This window comes from Streptomyces sp. NPDC012827 (assembly GCF_042900905.1).
Taxonomy (GTDB): domain Bacteria; phylum Actinomycetota; class Actinomycetes; order Streptomycetales; family Streptomycetaceae; genus Streptomyces; species Streptomyces gulbargensis.
The window spans coordinates 77,350-101,378 of record NZ_JBIBBY010000006.1 but is presented as its reverse complement, the minus strand read 5'-3'; the positions used below and the strand labels follow the sequence as shown (position 1 = coordinate 101,378).

The following is a 24,029-nucleotide window of genomic DNA, read 5'->3' as shown; positions in this document are numbered from 1 at the left end:
TTGTCAGTGCAATTTCACATTACTATGTTACATCGCACACGCTGTGACGTGTCTTCGTCAACATCGTGCGTACCGCGACAGTTCTCGCCCCCTCGCGGGGCATTCCCCCACACACCCAGGAGTTCTGTTGTCCCTCCGCAGACGTGCCCGCACGGCCCTGCTCGCCTCGGCCGTGACCGCCACCCTCCTCGCCTCCGCGGCCCGAACGGCCGCCGCCCCGGTGGACCAGGACGCCCGCCCCGCCCCGGGGGCGCAGGCGTCCGCGGCCCCGGCGCCCACGCCGGCGCTCCGCGGCTCCCATCCCTTCGACGAGGTCGAGCGCCTCGCCACCGCGCCCCGCAGCGGGCTCGGACCGGCGCCCGCGCCGGGCGGCCACGCCGCGGGCCGGGTGCCCGGCCCCGCGCCGAGCCCCGCGACCGCCCGGACGGCCGCTCCTCCCCGTACCACCGCCGGCGTGCCCTGCACGCTCGAAGGGATCACCCGCCTCGGGCCCGAGGCGTTCGCCGACTTCCTCGCCGACCCGGCGGTCACGGCCGACGGCTGTCTGCGCGGCCTCGTCTGGAGCTGGGACGCCCGGCTCGCACCCGTGATGTCCGACGCCCACGTCCAGGCCGTCTCCCACCGGGCGTCCGGCCTGGCCGCCACCCACGACGGCCGCAACTCCACCCACCTGGAGGAGATGTTCACCTACCTCCACGCGGTCGCCTACCACGACTTCTCACGCGACGAGATCGACACCACCGACGCGCCCACCACCCAGGCGATACGCCAGGCGGTCGCCGGTCTCGGCGCCGCCGCCCGCACCTTCGACACCACGAAGAGCAACGCGAACACCCTGCGCGAGGCCCTCCACGCCGCGAGCGGGCCGGGCCTGCGCCACCACCAACTCGGCCTGATCCCCAAGGTCCTGGCCACCATGGACGCCGCGCACCCCGCGACGCACCACGACCCCGCCTGGGCGGGTGCGGCCCTCGCCGGCCTGTCCGTCAACTATCTGGGCACCTACCCCGGCAACCGCGACACCGCCTTCCATGCCGCCGTCGCCGCCGACCCGGCCTACCGCGCGGCCTTCCGGGCCTTCGCCCGCCACGCCCACCTCAAGGACACCGCCAACGAGTGGGTCGCCCGCGACGCCCTCGGCGAGTACGGCCGCTTCGGCCAGATCGACAGCCTGAGGACCGCCGTCGTCGCCGACCTCGGCCCCCTGCTCTCCCCTGTCGTGGAGACCTTCGGCCGCGGCAGCGAACCCTGGGCCAAGGTCGTCTCCTGGCTCAACGTCTACGAGGCCTGCGCGCCGTACGGGGTGTGCAAGGCCGACATCGAGAAGCAGCTGTTCCCGCACGCGTACAGCTACGACAACGGCGCCCTGAAGGTCCGCACCGGACTCGACAGGGCCACCGTCGACCAGCTCTACTACGCGAGCAAGCAGGTCAGGGCGCAGTTCCACCGTGTCCTCGGCGCCGAGCGGCCGCTCGCCGGCGACCCGCACAGCAGCCTCAACGTCGTCCTCTACACCTCGCGCGCCGACTACGAGACCTACCACCCGCTCCTGACCGGCATGGGCACCGACAACGGCGGCATCTACATCGAGCGCGGCGCCACCTTCTACACGTACCAGCGCCGCGTGCCGCAGGACTCCTCGCTGACGCTGGAGGAGCTGTTCCGCCACGAGTACACGCACTACCTCAACGGCCGCTTCGCCGTGCCCGGGTTCTTCGGCGAGGGGCCCTGGTACCAGGGCGACCGCACCACCTTCATGGACGAGGGCACGGCCGAGTTCTTCGCCGGCGCCACACGCGACGACGGGATCGCCGTCCGCAGGTCGCTCGTCCGCTCCGTGATCGCCGACACCGCCGGCGGCGGCCCCCGGATGACCCTGCCCCAGATCCTCAACGCCACCTACGACGGCGACGGCTTCCGCTTCTACAGCTACGCCGGCACGTTCTTCGAGTACCTCTGGACCGAGCGCCCCTCCCTGCTGCGCGAGATGTACGCCCACCTGCGCGCCGACGACGTACGGGCCTACGACGCCTGGCGCACCCGGCTCGGCGCGGACGCCGTGCTGCAGCGCGGCTACGACCGCTTCCTCGACGAACAGATCGCCAAGGTGGACGAGCTGTTCGTTCCGGACACCACCTACACGCCCAACGAGCGGCTCCGCGACGCGGAGCCCGGTGCGGTCAGGTCGTCCTTCGCCGCCGCCACGTACATGAACCCGGAGTGCGTGCAGAACGGTGACCCCGTCAAGCGCCGGTTCGTGTGCACCGGACGCGTCACCGCCAACCTGGCCGACGCCGCCGACCAGGACCGGATCTTCCGCGACATGTCCGAGACCGTCGACCGTTTCATCCTCGACCGGGCGGGCGCCGCCTCGAACAACCTGGCCGACATGAACTGCAGCTTCGGACCGGTGGAGGTGTGGGCGAACAAGCGGGCGGGAACGGCGAGTTACCGCTGCGAAGGTCCGCTGCGCAGCTGACGCCGCCCGCACGCCCTCCCCGGCGCGAGGGCCTTGGCAAGCTCAGTACCATGTGAAATATTACTGAGGTGCCCACGAGACCCGTGAGACCCACGCGCCGGACCCCGTCCGTCACCCGGGAGGCCCCGGACGTCATCGTCGTCGGCGCCGGAGTGGTCGGCGCGGCCTGCGCCTTCCATGCCGCCCGCGCCGGCCTCACCGTCACCGTCGTCGACCGCGGTGCCGTCGCCGGAGGCACCACCGGAGCGGGCGAGGGAAACCTCCTCGTCTCCGACAAGGAACCCGGACCGGAACTCGAACTCGCCCTGCTCTCCACCACGTTGTGGGCCGAGCTGGCCGAACTCCTGCCGGACGACATCGAGTACGAGGCGAAGGGCGGCCTCGTCGTCGCCTCCGACGACACCGGGCTGCACGCCCTGCGCGCCTTCGCCGCCCGGCAGGAGAAGGCGGGCGTCACCCTCCGCGCCGTCCCGGGCGACGCGCTCCACGACCTGGAGCCGCACCTCGCCCCCGGACTCGCGGGCGGCGTCCACTACCCCCAGGACGCCCAGGTGATGCCCGCCCTCGCCGCCGCCCGGCTGCTGCGCGCCGGAGGCGGGCGGATCACCCTCCGGCTCGGCACGGAGGTCACCGATGTCCTCACCGGCCCGGACGGCGCCGTCCGGGGCGTCCGGACCACCGCCGGCGACCTCCACGCCCCTCACGTGGTGAACGCCGCCGGCACCTGGGGCGGCGAACTCGCCCGGCTCGCCGGCGTCCACCTGCCCGTCCTGCCCCGCCGGGGCTTCGTCCTCGTCACCGAACCCCTGCCCCGGCTCGTCCGGCACAAGGTGTACGCCGCCGATTACGTGGCCGACGTCGCCAGCGACTCCGCCGCGCTCCAGACCTCGGCGGTCGTCGAGGGCACCCCGGCCGGACCCGTCCTCATCGGCGCCAGCAGGGAACGCGTCGGCTTCGACCGCACCCTCTCCACCGAGGCCCTCCGCCGCCTCGCCGCCGGCGCCACCGCCCTCTTCCCGGTCCTCGCCGGCGCCCGCGCCCTGCGCACGTACGCGGGCTTCCGCCCCTACCTGCCCGACCACCTGCCGGCCATCGGACCCGACCCCCGCGTCCCCGGCCTGCTGCACGCCTGCGGGCACGAGGGCGCCGGCATCGGACTCGCCCCGGCGACCGGGCTCCTCGTCACCGCCTGCCTCACCGGCGCGCGGCCACCCCTCGACCCGCACCCCTTCCGGCCCGACCGGTTCCCCGCCGGCACGCCCTGAACCGCGCCCGTACCGTCCCGAGAGGAGGGCCCGTGTCCCCTACCCCCGCCGGCGCCCGGCCCGAGCCGTTCACCATCACCTTCGACGGCCGGCCCGTCCCCGCCCTGCCCGGCCAGACCCTCGCCGCCGCCCTCTGGGCCGCCGGCATCCTCACCTGGCGCACCACCCGCGTCGGCGGCCGGCCGCGCGGCGCCTTCTGCGGCATCGGCCAGTGCCACGACTGCCTCGCCACCGTCAACGGGATGCCCAACCGGCGGGCGTGCCTCGTCCCCGCCCGCCCCGGCGACGCCCTCACCACCCAGGAAGGACACGGCCATGACCGTCCCGGCAGCTGAACCCGACGACCCGGGCATTGAGAGCCCGCACCCCGCCACGGACGCCTCCGCCGATCCGTACGACCTGGTGGTCATCGGCGCCGGCCCGGCCGGCCTCACCGGCGCCGTCACCGCCGCCGAACTCGGCCTCACCGTCGCCCTGGTGGACTCCGCCGCCCGGCCCGGCGGCCAGTACTACCGGCACCCCGCCCCCGCCCTGGGCGCGGGACGGCCCCCGGCGCCCCACCACGACTGGGCCTCCTTCACCGACCTCGGCCGCCGCCTCGCCGCGAACCGCACCCTCACCCACCTGCCGGAGCACCACGTCTGGACGGTGGTACGGGAGTCGGACGGCACCTGGACGGCGCACGCCGTCACCGGCGCGGACGGCACCGACGGCCGGCCCGTCCGGACACGCGGGCGCGCCCTGCTCCTCGCCACCGGCGCCCACGAGCGCCACCTGCCGTTCCCCGGCTGGACCCTCCCCGGGGTCGTCGGAGCCGGCGGAGCGCAGGCCATGCTCGGCGCCGGTCTCGTCCTGCCCGGCCGTCGTGTCGTCGTCGCCGGCAGCGGGCCCCTGCTGCTCGCCGTCGCCGCCTCCCTGGCCGCCGCCGGCGCGCGGGTCCCCGCCGTCGTCGAGGCGGCCGGCTACCTGCGGTACGCGCGGACCCCGCGCGTCCTCGCCGCCAACCCCGGCAAGGCCGCCGAAGCCCTCACGTACAGAGCCGGCCTCCTCCGGCACCGGGTACGGCTCCGTACGCGCAGCGCGGTGACCCGGGTCCACGGCACCGAACGCGTGGAAGCCGTCACCGTCGCGCGCCTGGACCGCGACTGGCGGCCCCTGCCCGGCACGGGCCGCCGGATCGCCTGCGACGCGCTCGCCGTGGGCCACGGACTCGTCCCCCAGATCGAACTGGCCACCGCCGTCGGCTGCGCCACCCGCGTCCTCCCCGACGGCACCCGGGGCCTGGCCCTCGGCGCCGAACAGGAGACCTCCGTGCCCGGAGTGTGGGCCGCCGGGGAGACCGGCGGCGTGGGCGGGGCCGAACTCGCCCGCGCCGAGGGCGAGACGGCGGCCCGCGCCATCGCCGCCCGCCTCCTCGGCCGGCGGGCCGACCCGGAACGGACCGCCCTGCTCCGGCGCCGCGGGGACCGGCTGCGCGCCTTCGCGGACGCGATGGCGGCCGCCCACACGCCGGGCCCCGGATGGGCCGGGTGGCTCACCGACGACACGGAGATCTGCCGCTGCGAGGAGGTTTCCGCCGGGCGGGTCCGCGAGGCGGTGACCGGCCTCGGCGCCCGGGACCCCCGCACCGTCAAGCTCCTCACCCGCGCGGGCATGGGCTGGTGCCAGGGCCGCATGTGCGGGACGGCGGTCGCCTGCCTCGCCTCCCGCGGCACCTCCGCCCCGCCGCCCGACCGCCGCCTGCTGGCCGTGCCGGTGCCGTTGTCGGCCCTCGCTGCGGGGGAGGGGGAGCCCCCGGGGCCGGGGTTCCCGGAGGTCCGGGAGGTCGCGGAGGATCCGGAGGCACCGCGGGGCCCGGAGTCTCCGCCCGCCCCCCGGCCGCCGGACTCCCCGCGCACCCCCGGTCCACCCGGGGCCCCTCCCGCACCCCGTCCCCGCTCCACCCCCTGAGACGCGGCGGACCGCCGTCCGCCCCCGCCCTTCGCCCCCCGAGGAGAACGCCCGACATGACCACCGCCACCTGGAACCCCGAGCGCCCCTGGCGCGGCATCATGGTCGCCACCGCCCTGCCCCTGCGCGAGGACCTCTCCGTCGACCACGACGCCTACGCCGAGCACGTCGCCCGGCTGATCGCCCACGGCTGCGACGGCGTCGTCCCCAACGGATCCCTCGGCGAGTACCAGACCCTCACCGATGACGAACGCGCCCGCGTCGTCCGCACCGCCGTCGAGGCCGCAGGCGACGGCGCCCGCGTGATGCCCGGCGTCTCCGCGTACGGCAGCGCCGAGGCCCGCCGCTGGACCGAACAGGCCGCCGAGGCCGGGTGCGGCTCGGTGCTGCTCCTGCCGCCCAACGCCTACCGGGCCGACGAACGGGCCGTCCTCGCCCACTACCGGGACGTCGCCGACGCGGGCCTGCCCGTCGTCGCGTACAACAACCCGATCGACACCAAGGTCGACCTCACCCCCGCCCTCCTCGCCCGACTCCACGTCGACAGCGGCATCGTGGCCGTCAAGGAGTTCAGCGGCGATGTCCGGCGCGCCTACGAGATCGCCGAACTGGCCCCGGAACTCGACCTGCTGATCGGCGCGGACGACGTCCTCCTGGAACTCGCCACGGCCGGCGCGGTCGGCTGGATCGCCGGCTACCCGAACGCCTTCCCCGCCGCCTGCGCCGCCCTGTACCACGCCGCCGTCCGGGGCGACCTCGCCACCGCCCTGCCGCTCTACCGGTCCCTGCACCCCCTGCTGCGCTGGGACTCCAAAACGGAGTTCGTCCAGGCCATCAAGTGCTCCATGGACCTCGTCGGCCGCCGCGGCGGACCCAGCCGCCCGCCCAGGCTGCCGCTCACCGCCGAGGACCTGGCCGCCGTACGGACCGCCACCGAGAAGGCCCTCGCCGACGGGCACCACTGACGGTTCGCACAGGGCCCGCCGCCCCCGCACCGCCCCACCCCTCCCCGTAACGCACCGCCCACCGAGAGGAACCCCGTGCGCACGCGTCATGTCTTCCACGCCGTCGACTCGCACACCGAGGGCATGCCCACCCGCGTGATCACCGGGGGCGTCGGCGTCGTCCCCGGCGCGACCATGGCCGAACGCCGGCTGCACTTCACCGAACACCTCGACCATCTGCGGACCCTCCTCATGTACGAGCCCCGGGGCCACGCGGCGATGAGCGGCGCGATCCTCCAGCCGCCCACCCGGCCCGACGCCGACTACGGCGTCCTCTACATCGAGGTCTCCGGACTCCTCCCGATGTGCGGCCACGGCACCATCGGCGTCGCCACGGTCCTGGTCGAGACGGGCATGGTCCCGGTCACCGAGCCGGTCACCACCGTCCGCCTCGACACCCCCGCCGGCCTGGTGAGCGTCGACGTCCAGGTCAGCGGCGGCCGGGCGACGGCGGTCACCCTCACCAACGTGCCCGCCTTCGGCGTCGCCCTGGACCGGACCGTGGACGTGCCCGGGCACGGCACCGTCCGCTACGACCTGGCCTTCGGCGGCAACTTCTACGCCTTCGTCTCCCTCGACGACCTGAAACTCCCCTTCGAGCGGGACCGCAAGGACGACCTCCTCACCGCCGGACTCGCCGTCATGGAGGCCGTCAACGCCTCACCGGACCGGCCCGTCCACCCCCTCCACCCCGAGATCGCCGGGCTCAAACACGTCTACCTCGCCGCACCGGGCTCGGACGCGCGCCACTCGCGCCACGCCATGGCCATCCACCCCGGCTGGTTCGACCGCTCCCCGTGCGGCACCGGCACCAGCGCCCGCATGGCGCAGCTGCACGCGCGCGGCGAACTCCCGCTCCACCAGGACTTCGTGAACGAGTCCTTCATCGGCACCCGCTTCACCGGCAGGCTCACCGCCGAGACGGAGGTCGGCGGGGTGCCGGCCGTCGTGCCCACGGTCACCGGACGCGCCTGGATCACCGGCACCGCCCAGTACTTCCTCGACCCGGACGACCCCTTCCCCGCGGGCTTCCTCCTGTGACCGCCGGCGGCTCCGGCCGGGCCGGCGGCGTGACATCGTACGGTGGTCACGTTCACCGGACCGAAGGGATCACCACCGCCATGGGGCACCTGACCCGACGCGACCTCAACGCCTCTCGCGAGCGGCTCCGTGACCAGGTCGCCCACGCCCTGCGCGCCGCGCTGATCTCCGGCGAACTCCGCCCGGGCGTCGTGTACTCGGCGCCCACCCTCGCCGAGGACTTCGGCATCTCCGCCACCCCCGTCCGGGAGGCGATGCTCGACCTCGCCCGGGAAGGCCTGGTCGAGCCCGTCCGCAACAAGGGCTTCCGGGTCACCGAGGTCGACGAACGCGACCTCGACCAGTACACCGAGATCCGCGCGCTCATCGAGATCCCCATGGTCGGCCGCATCACCACGACCGCGGCCCGTGAGGACCTGGAGGCCCTGCGCCCCATCGCCGAGGACATCGTCCGCGCGGCCCGCGCCCACGACCTCATCGGCTACCTGGAGGCCGACCGGCTGTTCCACCTGAGCCTCCTCGGCCTCGCCGGCAACGAGCGCCTGGTCGAAACGGTCGGCGACCTCCGCAAGCGCTCCCGCCTCTACGGCCTCACCGCCCTGGACGAACGCGGTGACCTCGTCCCCTCGGCCGAGGAACACCTCGAACTCCTCGACCTGATGCTCACCGGCGACGCCCCGGCCGCCGAAGCCTGCATGACCCGCCACCTGGGCCACGTCCGCTCCCTCTGGGCGGACGGCACCGGGCCGGCCTGAGCCCGGCCGTCAGCAGGCCGCTGAAGCACCGCCGTCCACGTGCGTCTCGACACCGACCCGATAGCGGGTGCCGACGCGGAGGTCCCGGCGGTCGCCGTGGCCGTTCTCGGCAAGGCGCTCGGGGGTGAGGAGGACGACGGCCAGGGTCGTGCCGTCCCGGGTGAAGCACAGGTCGCCGGGCCGGGACCCGGAGGACGGGATCCAACCGTCGCGCGACGCCGCCGTCCGGTAATGCGCGGCGACGGCCTCCCCCGTGCCGGAGAAGACGTACGTACGGTCCGCGTACAGCACGACGTCACCGCTGTCCGCCCAGCATCCCGCATCGGCCTGCTCGAAGCCCCGGGGCACCGTCGCCCCGGCGGGCCGGGAGTCCAGGATGCCGAGAGCCGCCAGCTCCCTCACCCGTGCGCCGGTCCCCTCGCAGTCCGCCGCGACGGATTCCACGAGCGCGCAGCCGGTGAGGGCACCGGCCGCGAGTGCGGTGGTCAGGAGAAGGGACAGTGCGTGGGCGGAACGGCTCCGCCGAGGCGTGGAGGGCAGGACGGGCTCCAGGTCGAAGTAAGGGGGAGGCGGGACGCCGCCGGAGACAGGGGGAGCCGGGGCGGCGCGGCCGGGTCTCACGTCCGGAGGTACGAGGCCCCGTTGAGGTCCAGGACGGTGCCGGAGGACCATTCGGCGGCGGGGGAGGCGAGCCACAGGACGGCGTCCGCGATCTCCTCCGGTGCGGCGACCCGGTGGAAGGGGCTCTGCGCGCGGATCGCGTCGCCCTCGGGGCCCTGAAGGCGGGCGGCCACCCGTTCCGTCGCGAAGAAGCCCGGTGCGACCGAGGCGACGGCGATGCCGTAGGGGGCGAGGGAGACCGCGAGCGACTGGCCGAGGGCGTGGACGGCCGCCTTCGTCGCCCCGTACGCGGGATGGTCCGGCTCACCGCGGAAGGCGCCGCGCGAACCGACGTTGACGATCCGGCCGCCGTTTCCCGCGTCGATCATCCGCCGCGCCGCGAGATGGCTCAGATGGGCGGTGGCCAGCAGGTTCACGGACACGTGCCGCTGCCAGACGGCCACCCACTCCTCGTACGAGGTCTCGGGCAGCGGGTGCCGGATGTTCACGGCCGCGTTGTTCACCAGGACGTCGATGCCGCCCAGCGCGTCCGCCGCGGCGTCGGAGAGTTCCGCCGCGCCGGCCGGATCCGTCAGGTCCCGCCCGATGAGCGCGTGCCCGCTGCCGGCGAGGGACGCGTACGTCTCGCGGGCCTCCTCCCCGCGCGAGGAGTAGTGGACGGCGACCCGGTCGCCGTTGGCGGCGAACGCCCGGGCCACCGCCCGGCCGAGGCCCCGCGACGCCCCGGTCACGAGCACGCGGCGGCCTGACGCGGGCAGCTTCATGACGGTGCCCCTCTCCCTCCGGACGGCGACGGCCGGACGGCTGCCCGGCCCGTGATCACGCATTCTGCCGGTGCCCCGGGCGGGACCGCCGCCCGGGTGGCCGCGGGGCCTGGAGAGGGAGCGCGGCGGTCAGTCCAGCTTCTTCAGCAGCTCGGCGGCGAGCGGAGCGGACGACGCCGGGTTCTGGCCGGTGATCAGAGTGCGGTCCTCGATCACGTACGGAGCCCACGGCTCACCCGTGCTCACCTCGAGGCCCGCGTCCACGAGCCGGGTCTCCAGGAGCCACTTCGCCCGGTCGGCCAGACCGCCCTGGGTCTCCTCGGCGTTGGTGAACGCGGTCACCCGGTAGCCGGCGAACGCGTTCGCCCCGTCCTCGGTGGTGGCGGCCAGCAGCGCGGCCGGACCGTGGCAGACGATGCCCAGCGGCTTGCCCGAGCGCAGGATGTCGACCAGCAGCCGGCCGGAGACCGCGTCCACGGCGAGGTCCTCCATCGGCCCGTGCCCGCCGGGGTAGAAGACGGCCGCGTAGTCGTCGAGGCGTACGTCCTCCAGCGCGAGCGGGCGGCGCAGCTCCTTCATCCCGTCCAGGGCGGCGGCGACCCGGTCCGCGCCCGCCCGGCCGCCGTTCACCTCGGGCGCCAGGCTGGCCCGGTCGACCGTCGGCGCGACACCGCCCGGGGTGGCGACGACGACCTCGTGGCCCGCGGCGGTGAAGGCCTCGTACGGGGCCACGGCCTCCTCGGCCCAGAAACCGGTCGGGTGCCGGGTGCCGTCCGCCAGCGTCCAGTGGTCGGCGCCGCTCATCACGAAAAGGATCTTCGCCATCGGGTTGCTCCAGAATTACGGGGGCCGGTCGGCCCGGGGATGCCGTACCCCCTGGGCCTTCCCCCTTCCGCGGAACCTATGAACGAGCCGGTGCCGCCTTCCGGCCCGACCGTGACGCGAGGAGGGGCCCGGCGGGTGTCATCCCCGTGCTCCCGGCGCCCCGGCCGTCGTGAGCCCGTCCAGCCACGCGGGCGGCAGCTCGGCCGCGTCCCACTCCTTGCGCAGCGCAGCGGGCGCCGTGGCCAGGCGCTCCATGACGGCGACGCTGGCGGGGGAGTGGAGGAGCGAGTAACGGCCGTGGATCGCGATGGGGCTTCCGGGCCCGTACGCGGCGAACAGCCGTTCCAGCTCCGCCCGGTGGTCCTCGACGTAACCGGCGAGCCGGCCCGCGTAGGCGGCCCGCTGCCGGGGGCCCATGGTGCCGAGCACGGCGGTCAGCACCTGCTCGGAGACCTCCGGGTCGAGGTCGGAGAGCTCGGTGAAGGTCAGGTAGTGCGGCAGGACCGCCACCTTCGCCCGCTCCAGTTCCATCCGGCCCACGGGCGGCCACGCCTCGTCGGCCGGCCCGTCCGCGTCACCGGCGCCGACGGCCTCCCGGAGCGCGCGGTCGGCGAGGGCACCGAGCGCGTCGGCCACCGCCCGCGCACCGTCCCGACGGCCGGCGGCGTACGACCCGCCCTCGTCCGCGCCGTGCCGGCCCCCGCCGTACGACCCGCTCCCGTCCCCTTCGCCTCCCGGTCCCGCCGCGCCGGCCGACGGGGTCCCGGCCGGGGACTCGGCCACGCCCGCGATCTCCCGGTGGGCGACGGCGAGGACACCCGCCTCCACGAGGCCGATCAGCTCCTCGGCGTCGGCGGAGTGGACACCGGCCCTCGCGAGGAGCTGGAGGAGGGTCCTCTTCGCGGTGAGAACGCTGATCGTGTCCAGGTGCTGCCGTCCTTCTCCGGCGGTGTTCATGGAGCCCTCCTCGTACGGTCCTCGGCCGACGAGGCTTTCAGGTCCGCGTGTCGGCGTCCAGCCGACTTCCCGAAGGCGCGCGGCGGTCCGGGACGCCGCGTGCGGCGGCGGAGGAGGAGAGGACCTGACGGAAACCTCCACAACGTGCGCGTGTGGAGCACGTCCGCCTTCACCGTTCCCCGACCCGGGCGGCGCGGCGCGCGGCCGTCAGGCCCCTGTCCGTCCCGTTATGTCCGCCGGGGTCGGCGGCGGCCCCGAATCTGTTACTCGGTTCCGAGGAGAAGTTGTCGGCATCCGGTGAAATTCGCTGCACGGTCGGCGCCCGAGATGCCGAAATGCGCATGACGAGGCGTCAACCGAATTGGTTCGGTCACCCGGTCGCGTGATTTGATCAGCCCGCTGCGGCCGCAGAAGACGGATTCCCCCCAAAGAACGAAGGGTGCGCATCATGCGTCACGACCTTGAGACCGCCGAGATCTCCGACGCCGACCTCGACGCCGTGTCCGGTGGCCTCGTCACCGTCTCCGGCGGCCTCGCCGGCGCGCTGACCAACGACGTCACCAACGTCCTCGGCACCGTCGGCTCCCTCCAGACGGTCCAGGGCGTCGAGAGCCTCGCCGCCGGCGTCCCCGGCCTGGCCTCCGGCATCACGGGTGTCTCGGTGAACACCGCGGGCATCACCGGTCTGGCCGGCATCTGAAGCTGAGCGGAATTCCGCCGCGAACCCCGGAACCTTCCCCGGTTCCGGGGTTCGCGGCACGCCGCGCCCGCCCGACAAGAATGCAGTCGAAGGAATAGTCCGTGCAGTTCCGCCAAAAGGCGCTTTCCAAGCTGCAATCGCCCGAAGAACTCGACGTTCCCGTGCGTTTCGCCCGCCCGCAGGGACGTCTGGTCCTCGCCGTCACCGTCGCCGTCATGGCGGCCGCGACCTTCTGGGCCGTCACCGGCACCGTCACCTCCAAGGTGAGCGCCGCCGGTGTCCTCACCCATGCCGAGGGCAGCTACCTCCTCCAGAGCCCCGTCGCCGGACAGGTCGTCCGCGTCCTCGCCGACGAGGGCCGGCCGGTGGCCGCCGGCGCGCCCCTGCTCCTGGTCCGCACCGCCGGCGGTGACAGGCCCGTGCGCGCCGTGGCCGGAGGGCGGGTCACCACCCTGTACGCGCGGACCGGTTCCGTCGTCACCACCGGCGCGGACGTGGCGACCGTGGAGCGCGTGACCGATCCGAAGGCGCCCCTGACGGCCGTGCTGTACCTGCCCGGCGAGAGCGCCGCCACCCTGCGGGCGGGCGCCCCGGTCGACCTCGGCGTACAGGCGGTCCCGCGCGACCGCTTCGGCGTCCTGCGCGGGCGCGTCCGCGAGGTGAGCCGTACGCCCCAGACCCCGCAGCGCATCGCCTCCTTCCTCGGCGACAACGGGCTCGCCGCCCAGTTCGCCCGCCAGGGGCAGGGCACCCCGGTCGCCGTCCTCGTCGACCTGGAACGCTCCACCACCCCCTCCGGCTACGCCTGGTCCACGGCCGGCGGCCCCCCGCACGGCCTCGCCTCCGGTACGCCCGTCACCGGGGCCGTCCACCTGGCCGCGCAGCGCCCCGTCGACTGGCTCCTGCCGTGAGCGCCCCGCGTCAGCCCGCCGGTCCGGGCACCGCCGCTGCCCGGCGCCCCGCCGACTCCGCCGCCCCCGGGGACCGGGGCCCGGGCGCGCGCGCCGCCGCCCGCGCCGTCGGCCGCAAGGGCCGCTCCGCGCCGGCCCGCTCCCTGGCCGCCCTCCCGGGGACCGGCCGTGCCGGGGCCCGCCGGCAGCCGGCCACCGCCTCCCGGCGCCGCACCGCCACCCCCCGGGGCAGGCGCCCCCGCGCCGTCCGCACCCCCACCGTGCTCCAGATGGAGGCCGTCGAGTGCGGCGCCGCCGCCCTCGCCATGGTCCTGGGCCACTTCGGCCGCTTCGTCCCGCTGGAAGAACTGCGCATCGCCTGCGGCGTCTCCCGTGACGGCTCCCGGGCCAGCAATCTCCTCAAGGCGGCCCGCGGGTACGGCCTCCGGGCCAAGGGCATGCAGATGGACCTCGCGGCCCTCGCCGGGGTGGCCGCCCCCGCCATCCTCTTCTGGGAGTTCAACCACTACGTCGTCTACGACGGCATGGGCCGGCGCTTCGGCCGCCGCGGTGTCCACATCAACGACCCCGACCGGGGCCGCAGGTTCGTCACCATGGAGGAGTTCGACTCCGCCTTCACCGGCATCGTCCTCACCTTCGAGCCGGGTCCCGCCTTCCGCCGGGGCGGCCGCAGGCCGGGCGTCCTCGCCGCCCTGCCCGCCCGGCTGCGCGGCACTTCCGGCACCATGGCCGCCGCCGTCCTCGCCAGCCTCCTCCTGGTCGTCGTCGGCGCGTGGCTGCCCGCGCTCAGCCGCACGTACATCGACCTCTTCCTCATCGGCGGCCAGACCTCCCTCCTCGGGGTGGTGTTCACCGCGATGGCCGCCGCCCTCGTCCTCACCGCCACCCTCACCGCCCTCCAGCAGGCCAACCTGCTGCGCGGGCGCCTCATCTCCTCCACCCTCGGCAGCGCCCGCTTCCTACGGCACCTGCTGCGGCTTCCGCTCGGCTTCTACGCCCAGCGGAGCCCCGCCGACCTCGTCCAGCGGCTCCGCTCCAACGACGCCGTCGCCGAGACCCTCGCCCGCGACCTGGCCGCGGCCGGCGTCGACGCCGCCGTCGTCCTGCTGTACGCGGTGGTCCTGTGGACGTACGACCCCCACCTCACGGTCGTCGGTGTCCTGATCGCCCTGCTGAACGTCGTCGCCCTGCGCGTCGTGCTCCAGCTGCGCGCCACCGGCACGCAGAAGCTCCGCGCCGAGAGCGCCCGGCTGACCAACACCTCCTACAGCGGCCTCCAGCTCATCGAGACGATGAAGGCCACCGGGGGCGAGGACGGCTTCTTCCGCCGCTGGGCCGGCCAGCACGCCACCACCCTCGACGTGCAGCAGCGGCTCGGGGTGCCGGGCGCGTGGCTGGCCGTCGTCGCCCCCACCCTGGCCACTCTCAACAGCGCCCTGATCCTGATGACCGGCGGCCTGCGCGCCGTCGAGGGGCACCTCACGGTCGGCCTCCTGGTCGCCTTCCAGGCCCTGGTCACCAGCTTCACCGCCCCCCTCACCCGCCTCGGCGGGGTGGCCGGACGCATCCAGGACTTCGCCGCCGACGTGGCCCGGCTCAAGGACGTGGAGGACTTCCCCGCCGACCCCGCGCACACCCGCGACGACCCCGGTGCCCGCCCACGCCGCCTCACCGGCCATGTCGAACTCGACGGCATCACCTTCGGCTACAGCCCTCTGGACCCCCCGCTGCTGCGGGATTTCTCGCTCTCCGTCGGCCCCGGCCGCCAGGTCGCGCTGGTCGGTGGCTCCGGCAGCGGGAAGTCGACCGTCTCCCGGCTGATGTCCGGCCTGTACACCCCCTGGGAGGGCACGCTCCGCATCGACGGAACGAGGCTGGAGGACATCCCGCGCGGCACTCTGGCCGCCTCCGTCGCCTTCGTGGACCAGGACGTGTTCCTCTTCGAGGGGACCGTCCGCGACAACGTGACGCTGTGGGACCCGACCGTCCCCGACGAGGCCGTCACCGCCGCCCTGGAGGACGCCGCCGTCCTCGACGTGGTCGCCCGCCGCCCCGGCGGCATCCACAGCCGGGTCGAACAGGACGGCCGCAACTTCTCCGGCGGCCAGCGACAGCGCCTGGAGATCGCCCGCGCGCTGGTCCGCCGGCCCAGCGTCCTGATCCTGGACGAGGTGACCAGCGCCCTCGACGCCGCCACCGAGCAGATCGTCATCGACAACATCCGGCGCCGCGGCTGCGCCTGCGTGGTCATCGCCCACCGGCTGAGCACGGTCCGCGACAGCGACGAGATCCTGGTCCTGGACCGGGGCACGGTCGTGGAGCGCGGCCGGCACGAGCAGCTCGTCGCCGCGGGCGGGGTCTACGCCGACCTGGTCAAGGAGCGCTGAGGTGACGTTCCCGCAGCAGCCCACCGCCGCGCCCGTGGCCGCCGCCTCTCCCGCGGATCCCGCCTCCGACCCGGTCGTCGCGGCCCTCGGCGGCCTCGGCACACCCGTCGACGGTGCCGGCCTGAACAGCGTCCTCCTCGAAGGCCCCCACGTGCTGTGGCTCGTCGCCGAGGGCGCCATGGACCTGTTCGCCCTCGACGCCGCCCTGGTCGGCCCCTGGCACTTCCTGGGCCGCCTCCCGGCCGGCACCCTCCTCCTCGGCCCCGTCCAAGGCCCCGGCCACACCCTGATCGGCAGGCCCCTGGAGGGCTGCCTCCTGCGCCGCGTCGAGCTGGGTGAACTGACCGCGCCCGCCGCCCCGGACCCGTACGGCGGGTACGACGGACAGACCGCGTACGGCGGCGGGGACGGCACGGGCGGAACGGGACCCGGGCCCCTCGAACAGGCCTTCGCGCTCGGCATCGGGCGGGGTCTGCGCGTCCTCTACCAGGCCCCGCTCGGCGGCCGTGCCGGACTCGACCCCGGTGCCGCGGACGACGACATCCTCTGGGTGCCGGTCGCTCCCGGCGGCGTCGCGTACGGCTCCGGAGCCTACGGATCCGGAGCGTACGGCGGCGGCCCCGCCCTCCTCGTCGACCCCGTGATGTGGCAGGGCATGGTCGACCTCCAGTACCGCCTGCTCCACGCCTTGGACGGCTGGATCGAGGAACTCGAACGCGCCCACGAGGACCGCGCCGCCGCCGGCATCGAGGCGGGCCGGGCCGCGCGTACGGAGGCGGACCGCACGCTGCTCGCCTCCCTCGGCCGCACCGGGGACGGCCCTCGGGCCACCGGGGGCGGGGACGACGCCACCTACGCCGTCTGCCGCGCCGTCGCCCGCGAGGCGCGCGTCACCCTGGCGGAACCCACCGCCGTCGGCGCGGTCGCGGGCCGGCTCGACCCGGTCGAACGCATCGCGCTCGCCTCCCGCGTCCGCACCCGCGCCGTCCGGCTCGACGGCGACTGGTGGCGCGAGAACAGCGGCCCCCTGGTCGGCCGGCGCACGGCCGACGCCCGTCCCGTCGCCCTGCTGTGGCGGCGCGGCCGGTACGAGGCGGTCGACCCCGCCGCCGGCACGCGCGTCCGGATCGGCCGGGCCGAGGCGGCGGAACTCGACCCGCGCGCCGTCATGTTCCACCGGCCGCTGCCCGACCGGCCGCTCGGCCTGCTCCGGCTGCTGCGGTTCAGCCTCGTCGGCACCCGCGCCGACCTGCGCGCGCTGCTCCTCGGCGGCCTGGTCTCCGTCGGTGCGGGAGCCCTCGTCCCCCTCGCCACCGGCAGGGTCCTCGGCTCCTACGTACCCGCCGCCGAGGAGGGCCTCATCGTCCAGGCGGGACTCGCGATCATCGCCACCGCCGTGGTCTCCGCCGCCTTCATGCTCCTGCAGAACACCGCCATCCTCCGCATGGAGGGCCGCATCGAGGCCACCTTGCAGCCCGCCGTCTGGGACCGGCTCCTGCGCCTGCCGGCGACCTTCTTCACCGGGCGCTCCACCGGCGAGCTCGCGGGCGCCGCCATGGGGATCAGCGCCATCCGCCGGGTCCTGTCCGGCACGGGCCCCGTCGTCGTCCAGGCGAGCACCGTCGGCACCATGAGCCTCGTGCTGCTCCTGACCCACAGCGTGCCCCTGGGGCTGGTCGCGATCGGCCTGCTGCTGGCGGTGGCGGCGGTCTTCCTCGGCCTGGGGCTGTGGCAGCTGCGCTTCCAGCGGCAGCTGATCCGCCTCGGCGACCGCCTCGACAACCAGGCCTACCAGACGCTGCGCGGGCTGGCGAAACTGCGCGTGGCGGCGGCCGAGAGCTTCGCCTACGCCGCCTGGGCGCGGGAGTTCGCCCGTACCCGCGAACTCCACCGGCGGGTGGGACGGATCAAGAACGTCCTCGCGGTGCTGAGCGCGGTCTGTCTGCCGCTGTGCACCCTCGTGATGTTCATGCTCCTCGCCGGCCCCGCGCGCGGCACCCTGACGCCCAGTGAGTTCCTCACCTTCGGTACGGCCCTGACGATGCTGCTGTCGTCCGTCACCCAGGTCACGGGCGCACTGCTCTCGGCCGCCGCCGTGCAGCCGATGTTCGAGCGGGTCCGGCCCATCCTGCGGGCCGTGCCCGAGGCGGCGGGCGCGGGCGCCCCGCCGGGCGGCCTCACCGGCGAGATCGAGGTCACGAACCTCTCCTACCGGTACGCGGAGGACGCCCCGCTCGTCCTCGACGACGTCAGCTTCCGGATCGCGCCCGGCGAGTTCGTCGCGATCGTCGGGGCCAGCGGCAGCGGCAAGTCCACCCTGCTCCGGCTGCTCATCGGCTTCGACGAACCGCTCTCCGGCAGCGTGCTGTACGACGGGCAGGACCTGGCGGCCCTCGACCGCGCGGCCGTGCGCCGGCAGTGCGGGGTCGTGCTGCAGAACGCCCAGCCCTTCGCCGGCTCGATCCTCGACTGCATCCGCGGCGCCGAGGCCCACTCGCCGGAGGAGGTGTGGGAGGCGGCCGCGATGGCCGGCCTGGCCGAGGACATCAAGGCCATGCCCATGGGCCTGCACACCATGCTGTCCGACGGCGGCGGCACCGTCTCGGGCGGCCAGCGGCAGCGGCTGATGATCGCCCAGGCGCTCGTCCGGCGGCCGCGCGTCCTCTTCCTGGACGAGGCGACCAGTGCCCTGGACAACGAGGCGCAGCGCGTGGTCATCGAGTCGACCAAGGCTCTGCAGGCCACCCGGATCGTCGTCGCCCACCGCCTGTCCACGATCATGGACGCGGACCGGGTGATCGCCCTGGCGGACGGCCGCGTCGTCCAGGAGGGCACCCCGGCGGAACTGCTCGCCGACACCACCGGCCTCTTCCACGAACTGGTCCGCCGCCAGCTGCGCTGAACCGCCCCCGGTGCGCGGGGCGGGTGCGGCGAGGTGCAACCAGGGTGAGTCCCGGGGCGTGTTGAGTGGTGTCAGTGATCATCAGCGGAAGGACTCACGTGCACACCGACCGGCCGGCTCCCTCCCGTCGTACCGCGCTCGCCCTGGGCGCGGGCACGGCCCTCACCGCCGCCCTCGCCCTCGGCGGCGGCACCGCCCACGCCGCACCCGAGGACGGCGGCGCCGTCGCCAGGCTGCGGAGACTGGAACGGGACCACACCGCCCGGCTGGGCGTCTTCGCCCGCAACATGCGCACCGGACGTACGGTCGCGTACCGCGCCGCCGAACGCTTCCCGATCGCCTCCGTCTTCAAGACCCTCGCCGCGGCGGCCGTCCTGCGTGACCTGGACCGCGACGGGGAGTACCTCGGCCGGCGTGTCCACTACACCGCCGCGTACGTGGAGCGGTCCGGGTACTCCCCGGTCACCGGCGAGCCGAAGAACATCGCCGGCGGCCTGACCGTCGCCGAACTCTGCGACGCCACCGTCCGGCACAGCGACAACACCGCCGGGAACCTGCTGCTGCGGGAGCTGGGCGGACCCACGGCGGTCACCCGCTTCTGCCGCAGCCTCGGGGACCGCGTGACCCGGCTCGACCGCTGGGAGCCCGAGCTCAACTCGGCGGAGCCCTGGCGCGTCACCGACACCACCAGCCCGCACGCCATCGGCCTGACGTACGCCCGGCTCGTCCTCGGCGACGCGCTGGACGCCCCGGACCGGGCCCGGCTCACCGACTGGCTGCTGCGCAACAGCACCAACAGCGAGCGGTTCCGCCGCGGCCTGCCCGCCGACTGGCTCGTGGCCGACAAGACGGGAAGCCCCCGCTACGGCGGCGCCAACGACGTCGGCGTCGCCTGGGCCCCGGACGGCACCCCCGTCGTCCTCGCCGTCCTGACGGCCCAGCCCGAGGAGGACGCCGCGAACGACAGCGCGCTCGTGGCGTCGACGGCCGCCGTACTCGCCGGGGCACTGGTCTGAGCCGGACGCCGTAGGCCGGGTCACAGGGCCGTACGGCGCCGGGCGCGGCGCCCTGGCCGCCCCGCCCCCTTGCCGGGGGCGGGGCGCTTCAGGCGCCGGGCGTCATGTCGTACGTGACCCACATCGTGCGCGTGGCCACCTGGTCGTACTTGGCGCGGGCCCGGTGGTTGTCGTCGGCGGTGATCCAGCGCACCACGCTCCAGCCGCGCTCGGCGGCGAGCCCGCGCAGAGCGCCGAGGAGGAGGTCCGCCGCCCCGGAGCCGCGACGGGCCGGGTCGACGAACAGGTCGTCCAGGAAGCAGCCGGTGGTGGCCGACAGGGGGCGGGCGAAGGGCCGGTAGTGCGCCAGGCCGACGAGGCGGCCCTCGCCGTCCTCGGCGACGAGGGCGCCGACCTCGTGGCCGGGATCGTTGACCCAGGACCAGACGAGGCCGGCGGCCTCCTCGGTCTGCTCGACCCCGTAGAAATCGGCGTACCCCCGGTAGAGGGCGCGCCACTGGGGGAAGTCGCCGGCGCGTACCGCGCGGACCGTGATGTCGGTCGACATGGAGCTCACACTCGCTTGTTCCGGTGCCCGCCGAAAGGGACACGACGAGCAGAGGAACCGATCATCCCGGAGGGCGGGGGACGCCGGCGCACCGGGGTCGCGCCCCGTCCCCCGTCTCAGGCCCCTTCCCGGCCCGGGGAGGCGGCCCGGTGCTCCCGCCAGGCCGCTTCCCACCTCCGCTCCAGGGCCGGGTAGACGATGCCGTACCGGAAGGGCGCGATGGCGGCCATGTACAGCCGTCCGAACCGTCCGTTGGGCTTGACGAGCACCGCCATGCGCAGCTCGTGGTCGCCGTCCGCCCCGCGCACCCAGCCGAGGTGCATCACGCTGTGCACGGTCTTGTTGGCCAGCTCCCGGGCCGACTCCGTGGCGAGTTCGTAGACCCCCTTCAGCGGCAGCGCGTCACTGTCCTCGCCCGGCGGCACGTCCCGCATGTCGGCGGGCAGCCGCTCCCGGAGCGAGGTGACGCGCCCGCCCACGCCGGCGCGGGGGTCGTCCCAGCCGAGGAGCGCGCCGAGCTTCCAGCGGAGGGCGAAGAGGAGGCGGGCGGGCCCGGGCTGCCGGGCGAGGCCGCCGGAGGCCCGCAGCGCCGCCAGCGCGACGGGGAAGTCACCGGGCCCGGAGCCGGGCATCCGGAAGGACCACACGTCCTCGACCGTGAAGTCGGGGGCCACGGCGTGGATGCGCCACGGCTGTTCGGTGTGCACGGACTTCGGAAGACGAGCCATGGTGCGGCCTCTCGTTCTGTACGGTGCCGTATGAATGATGTGTACGGTAGCGTACGGAACGCCGCCCCGACGTCCCCACGAGCAGGTGAAAGCGTGCCCCCCACCCCTCGCACCCCCCGGAACCGCTGGATCGAAGCCGGTCTGGAAGCCCTCGCCAGGGGCGGCCCCGACGCCGTGCGCGTGGAGGTTCTGGCCGCCGACCTCGGGGTGACGAAGGGCGGCTTCTACGGCCACTTCGACGGCCGGGCGGCGCTGCTCGCCGAGATGCTCGACACGTGGGAGCGCCGGTGCACCGGCGACATCCTGGACCAGGTGGCCGGGGAGGGCGGCGACCCCGCCGAACGCCTGCGCAGGGCCGGCCGCCTCACCTTCGCCGAGGAGCTGCACCGCGTCGACCTCGCGGTACGCGAGTGGGCCCGCCACGATCCGGCGGTCGCCGCCCGTCTGCGGCGGGTGGACAACGTACGGATGGACTTCCTGCGGTCGATGTACGGCGGCTTCCTCACCGATCCCGACGAGGTGGAGGCCCGCAGCATCCTCACCTTCACGCTCGCGATCGGCCGCCACTTCATCGCCGCCGACCATCCGGGGCGCACCACCTTCGAGGCCGTGGGCCTGGCGGGGGAGTTCCTGCTGCGCCCGCCCGGCTGACGGCCGGGCGCGCCGTGCCCGCCGGGCGGCCCCGTCGCGGGCGGGACCGAGCGGCACAACACGGGTGGACCGGCCGGGCCGGCCGCCCGCCGGCGGCCCGGATTGCGGCGCCCCGCGGCCCGGCCGAGCATGAACGGGGGTGGGTGTCCACCCCCGCCCCGCGGATCCCTCCCGCGGGCCGGCCGCGCTCACCGCAGGAGGCGTCACCATGGCCGATTCCGCGACCGGCGACCCGTTCGGCCCCTGGACCGAACGGCTGCTCGGGCTCGCCGACGGCATCTCGCGCGAGGACGCCCGGCAGTTCGTGCACGACCTGTACGCGCACGCCCAGTCCGACCTCGACCAGGAGCGCGCGGAAGCCGACTTCGAGCGCGACGAGTAGCCGGGCCGCCGCCCCGCTCGCCGGGACCGTCAGGGTACGGCCCCGGCGCCCGGCGCCGGGCCGAGGCGGCGGGTGGTGCCCGTGGTCGCCGCGGCGAGGACGAAGGTGACCGTGATCAGCAGGGCCCAGGCACCGAACTTGGCGACCGGCACCGGCTCCCAGCCGTCCAGCTGGTGCGGATAGCTCCACGCGCCCAGGTACGTCGCCGCGTTCTCGGCGACCCACAGGAAGAAACCGATCAGGACGAAGGAGAGGGCGAGCGGCATCCGGTGGTCCCGCGTCCCGACGCGGAAGCGCACCCAGGTCCCCGCCGTCGCCAGGAGGATCAGCGCCGCGAGTGCCCAGCGGGCGTCCGGCAGCCAGTGGTGGCTGAAGAAGTTGACGTACACGGCGCCGGCGAGGACGGCCATGAGACGGGGACGGTAGCCGGTGAGCCGCAGGTCCATCAGGTGCCAGGCCCGGCACACGTAGCTGCCCACGGCCGCGTACATGAACCCGCCGTACAGCGGGACGCCCCCCACCTTCGTCAGGGCCTCCTCCGGGTAGCTCCAGGACCCCAGCCGCACCTTCACCAGCTCGAACAGCAGGCCGATCGCATGACAGCCGGCGATCACGGCGAGGTCCCTGCCGCTGTCCCAGCCGAGCCGCCAGGACAGGAGGGTGAGGCCGGCGCCGTGGAGGAGCAGGAGGTCGTAGCGGGCCAGGGGGAGCTCCGGCAGCAGGCCCGAGACGGCGATGCCCCCGACGAGCGCGACGGCGAAGGCGCAGCAGCGCGCCTCGAGGACCGCGAAGCGCAGGAGGTGGCGGGCCGCGCGGATGACTGTCTCCATGCGGGGAGGGACGCGGCCGGCTCGCACACGGTTTCGGGCGGATGTCCGTATCGTGGGCGCGATGACTGCTCACATGTTCGGGGGCCGGGTGCGCATCGCGGATCACGCCACGTGGGACCGGGGCTTTCCGGTGAAGTACCTCCTGGTGCGGGAGGACCAGGAGGGCGGGGAGGAGTTCTGGGGGAGGTGCGCGGGTGCCGAGGGATTCTTCGTCGACCCGGTCCCGCCCCCACGGGAGGTCCTCACCCTCCGCGGGTGCCGCCCCGACGGTCTCCTGAGCGAGGTCCTGGCCGAACCCGGCGCCCCACGGGGCCTGGGTGACGTATGCGTCGAGGTGTGGGACGGCGGGAGGCCCGTGCAGTGGTGGACCCTCGTCGACGCGGTCGTGGTGGCCCACCGCCCCCACCCGGCCGACCCGGGACGGTACGACATCGTGCTCGGCGCCGGTGTCAGGAACGAGGACGCCTTCGTCGCGCCGCCGTCGGTGCCGCGCTTCGAGCTCTTCGCGGGAACGACGGTCGCCGCGGAGAGTGCGGGCCGGTGCTCCGGGGTGGACGGCCTGTTCGAGGCGCGGGTGGACCCGGCTCCCGTCCCGCTGGAGCTGATCGGCTGCGAGCCCGCGGAACCGCTGCTCGCGGCGCTGCGGCGGCCCCGCCGGTCGGAGCGGGACCGGGCATGCCTCCTGGTTCTGGACCGTCAGGGCGCCGTGACGGCCTCCCGCCCCGTCGGCCTGGCCGTCGCCGGAGCGCGGCCGTCGGTCCTCGGCGGCACTCTCCTCGACATCACCCTCACCGACGGTGGTGACGACCGGCCGACACCGGCGGACCGCCCGGTCTGGGCCGCGTGGTACCCGGGCCCGCCGACGGAGCCCAACCTGTGGGCGCCGTACGACGCGCGGGGCAGGGCCGCGTGGCTGGACCTCACCACCCGCGCCTGGCGGGTGCCCCCGGCCCGGCCGGACCGGTCCGGAGGCGAGCACCATCTCGACGGCCGGTTCGTCACGGACGTCCCCGGCCTGCACTGCGCGATGGCCGAGGCCCTGCTCGGGCCCGGGCGCTACTTCGGCCGGGAGTGGAACGCGTTCGAGGACTGCCTGGGCGGGGGGTTCGGAGTGGTCCCTCCCTTCACCCTGACCTGGCACGACTCCGGGACGGCGCGCCGAGCGCTCGCGGACGTCGTGGGGGATCCGCAGGACGGTCTCTCCTACGTCGAGGCCATCGTGCGGCTTCTCGAACGGCGCGGCGTCACGGTCGTGCTCCGGTGAACCGAGGGTGCCGGGCCCCACGCGCCTCCGCCCCCGGTGCCGTTCGCCCC

The 24,029-nt window shown here is 74.9% G+C and carries 22 protein-coding genes; 15 read left to right on the top strand and 7 right to left on the bottom strand.

The features are described 5' to 3' along the window. Nucleotides 1-127: 127 nt before the first annotated feature. The 7 genes from ACFY60_RS15155 to ACFY60_RS15125 all read left to right on the top strand — a co-directional run bounded on the left by ACFY60_RS15155 (nucleotide 128) and on the right by ACFY60_RS15125 (nucleotide 8,494). Entirely contained in the window at nucleotides 128-2,479 is a 2,352-nt protein-coding gene (locus ACFY60_RS15155; protein WP_388615455.1) for a collagenase, read from the top strand. An 83-nt stretch (nucleotides 2,480-2,562) separates the two neighbouring features. Continuing rightward, entirely contained in the window at nucleotides 2,563-3,744 is a 1,182-nt protein-coding gene (locus tag ACFY60_RS15150) for an NAD(P)/FAD-dependent oxidoreductase (protein ID WP_388615451.1), read from the top strand. A gap of 32 nt (nucleotides 3,745-3,776) precedes the next feature. Beyond that, nucleotides 3,777-4,079 (top strand): (2Fe-2S)-binding protein, encoded by a 303-nt coding sequence (locus ACFY60_RS15145; RefSeq protein ID WP_388615448.1) that lies wholly within the window; start codon nucleotides 3,777-3,779, stop codon nucleotides 4,077-4,079. Continuing rightward, on the top strand, nucleotides 4,060-5,694 hold the full coding sequence (locus ACFY60_RS15140) for an FAD-dependent oxidoreductase (RefSeq protein ID WP_388615445.1): 1,635 nt from the start codon (nucleotides 4,060-4,062) through the stop codon (nucleotides 5,692-5,694). The genes ACFY60_RS15145 and ACFY60_RS15140 overlap by 20 nt, the downstream gene beginning before the upstream one ends. Before the next feature lie 56 nt (nucleotides 5,695-5,750). After that, entirely contained in the window at nucleotides 5,751-6,659 is a 909-nt protein-coding gene (locus ACFY60_RS15135) for a dihydrodipicolinate synthase family protein (RefSeq protein ID WP_388615442.1), read from the top strand. Nucleotides 6,660-6,734: 75 nt separating this feature from the next. Further along, the gene (locus ACFY60_RS15130; protein ID WP_388615440.1) at nucleotides 6,735-7,739 is read left to right on the top strand and encodes a proline racemase family protein; all 1,005 of its coding nucleotides are present in this window, start codon (nucleotides 6,735-6,737) and stop codon (nucleotides 7,737-7,739) included. Nucleotides 7,740-7,819: 80 nt separating this feature from the next. Further along, nucleotides 7,820-8,494 carry a GntR family transcriptional regulator gene (locus ACFY60_RS15125; RefSeq protein ID WP_388615437.1) on the top strand — a complete coding sequence of 225 codons (675 nt, stop codon included), beginning with the start codon at nucleotides 7,820-7,822 and terminating at the stop codon, nucleotides 8,492-8,494. A 9-nt stretch (nucleotides 8,495-8,503) separates the two neighbouring features. On the opposite strand, the gene ACFY60_RS15120 is transcribed toward ACFY60_RS15125, so the two are convergent. The 4 genes from ACFY60_RS15120 to ACFY60_RS15105 form a co-directional block, all read right to left on the bottom strand. Then, complete coding sequence (locus ACFY60_RS15120) at nucleotides 8,504-9,115, bottom strand: hypothetical protein (RefSeq protein WP_388615434.1); 612 nt, start codon at nucleotides 9,113-9,115, stop codon at nucleotides 8,504-8,506. Then, on the bottom strand, nucleotides 9,112-9,879 hold the full coding sequence (locus tag ACFY60_RS15115) for an SDR family NAD(P)-dependent oxidoreductase (RefSeq protein WP_388615431.1): 768 nt from the start codon (nucleotides 9,877-9,879) through the stop codon (nucleotides 9,112-9,114). The genes ACFY60_RS15120 and ACFY60_RS15115 overlap by 4 nt, the downstream gene beginning before the upstream one ends. A gap of 129 nt (nucleotides 9,880-10,008) precedes the next feature. Continuing rightward, entirely contained in the window at nucleotides 10,009-10,704 is a 696-nt protein-coding gene (locus ACFY60_RS15110; RefSeq protein ID WP_388615429.1) for a type 1 glutamine amidotransferase domain-containing protein, read from the bottom strand. Between the two features lie 138 nt (nucleotides 10,705-10,842). Further along, nucleotides 10,843-11,661, bottom strand: coding sequence for a hypothetical protein (locus ACFY60_RS15105; protein ID WP_388615426.1), 819 nt, complete (start codon nucleotides 11,659-11,661; stop codon nucleotides 10,843-10,845). A gap of 448 nt (nucleotides 11,662-12,109) precedes the next feature. Between ACFY60_RS15105 and ACFY60_RS15100 the strand changes: the two genes are divergently transcribed. From ACFY60_RS15100 to bla, 5 genes are all read left to right on the top strand, one after another. Continuing rightward, nucleotides 12,110-12,361: a hypothetical protein gene (locus ACFY60_RS15100; RefSeq protein WP_388615424.1), complete on the top strand. Its 252-nt coding sequence runs from the start codon at nucleotides 12,110-12,112 to the stop codon at nucleotides 12,359-12,361. A 101-nt stretch (nucleotides 12,362-12,462) separates the two neighbouring features. Continuing rightward, the gene (locus tag ACFY60_RS15095) at nucleotides 12,463-13,272 is read left to right on the top strand and encodes an HlyD family efflux transporter periplasmic adaptor subunit (protein ID WP_388615421.1); all 810 of its coding nucleotides are present in this window, start codon (nucleotides 12,463-12,465) and stop codon (nucleotides 13,270-13,272) included. 269 nt (nucleotides 13,273-13,541) lie between these two features. Beyond that, a complete protein-coding gene (locus tag ACFY60_RS15090) occupies nucleotides 13,542-15,659 on the top strand; it encodes an NHLP family bacteriocin export ABC transporter peptidase/permease/ATPase subunit (protein ID WP_388615682.1) in 2,118 nt (705 codons plus the stop codon). A gap of 1 nt (nucleotide 15,660) precedes the next feature. After that, entirely contained in the window at nucleotides 15,661-18,561 is a 2,901-nt protein-coding gene (locus tag ACFY60_RS15085; protein ID WP_388615418.1) for an NHLP bacteriocin export ABC transporter permease/ATPase subunit, read from the top strand. Nucleotides 18,562-18,659: 98 nt separating this feature from the next. Further along, the gene (gene bla, locus ACFY60_RS15080; RefSeq protein ID WP_388615415.1) at nucleotides 18,660-19,577 is read left to right on the top strand and encodes a class A beta-lactamase; all 918 of its coding nucleotides are present in this window, start codon (nucleotides 18,660-18,662) and stop codon (nucleotides 19,575-19,577) included. Nucleotides 19,578-19,665: 88 nt separating this feature from the next. On the opposite strand, the gene ACFY60_RS15075 is transcribed toward bla, so the two are convergent. Both ACFY60_RS15075 and ACFY60_RS15070 read right to left on the bottom strand, forming a co-directional pair. Further along, complete coding sequence (locus tag ACFY60_RS15075; protein WP_388615413.1) at nucleotides 19,666-20,124, bottom strand: GNAT family N-acetyltransferase; 459 nt, start codon at nucleotides 20,122-20,124, stop codon at nucleotides 19,666-19,668. Nucleotides 20,125-20,240: 116 nt separating this feature from the next. Beyond that, nucleotides 20,241-20,852, bottom strand: coding sequence for a DUF2867 domain-containing protein (locus ACFY60_RS15070; RefSeq protein ID WP_388615410.1), 612 nt, complete (start codon nucleotides 20,850-20,852; stop codon nucleotides 20,241-20,243). A 93-nt stretch (nucleotides 20,853-20,945) separates the two neighbouring features. On the opposite strand from ACFY60_RS15070, the gene ACFY60_RS15065 reads away from it, so the two are divergent. Together ACFY60_RS15065 and ACFY60_RS15060 are read left to right on the top strand one after the other, a co-directional pair. Continuing rightward, the gene (locus ACFY60_RS15065) at nucleotides 20,946-21,503 is read left to right on the top strand and encodes a TetR/AcrR family transcriptional regulator (RefSeq protein WP_388615407.1); all 558 of its coding nucleotides are present in this window, start codon (nucleotides 20,946-20,948) and stop codon (nucleotides 21,501-21,503) included. 208 nt (nucleotides 21,504-21,711) lie between these two features. After that, complete coding sequence (locus tag ACFY60_RS15060; protein ID WP_388615404.1) at nucleotides 21,712-21,885, top strand: hypothetical protein; 174 nt, start codon at nucleotides 21,712-21,714, stop codon at nucleotides 21,883-21,885. Nucleotides 21,886-21,914: 29 nt separating this feature from the next. Here the strand turns inward: ACFY60_RS15060 and ACFY60_RS15055 are convergent, their stop codons facing one another. Continuing rightward, nucleotides 21,915-22,715 (bottom strand): DUF817 domain-containing protein, encoded by an 801-nt coding sequence (locus ACFY60_RS15055; protein WP_388615402.1) that lies wholly within the window; start codon nucleotides 22,713-22,715, stop codon nucleotides 21,915-21,917. 61 nt (nucleotides 22,716-22,776) lie between these two features. Between ACFY60_RS15055 and ACFY60_RS15050 the strand changes: the two genes are divergently transcribed. Next, nucleotides 22,777-23,979: a barstar family protein gene (locus ACFY60_RS15050; RefSeq protein WP_388615400.1), complete on the top strand. Its 1,203-nt coding sequence runs from the start codon at nucleotides 22,777-22,779 to the stop codon at nucleotides 23,977-23,979. Nucleotides 23,980-24,029 lie beyond the last annotated feature (50 nt).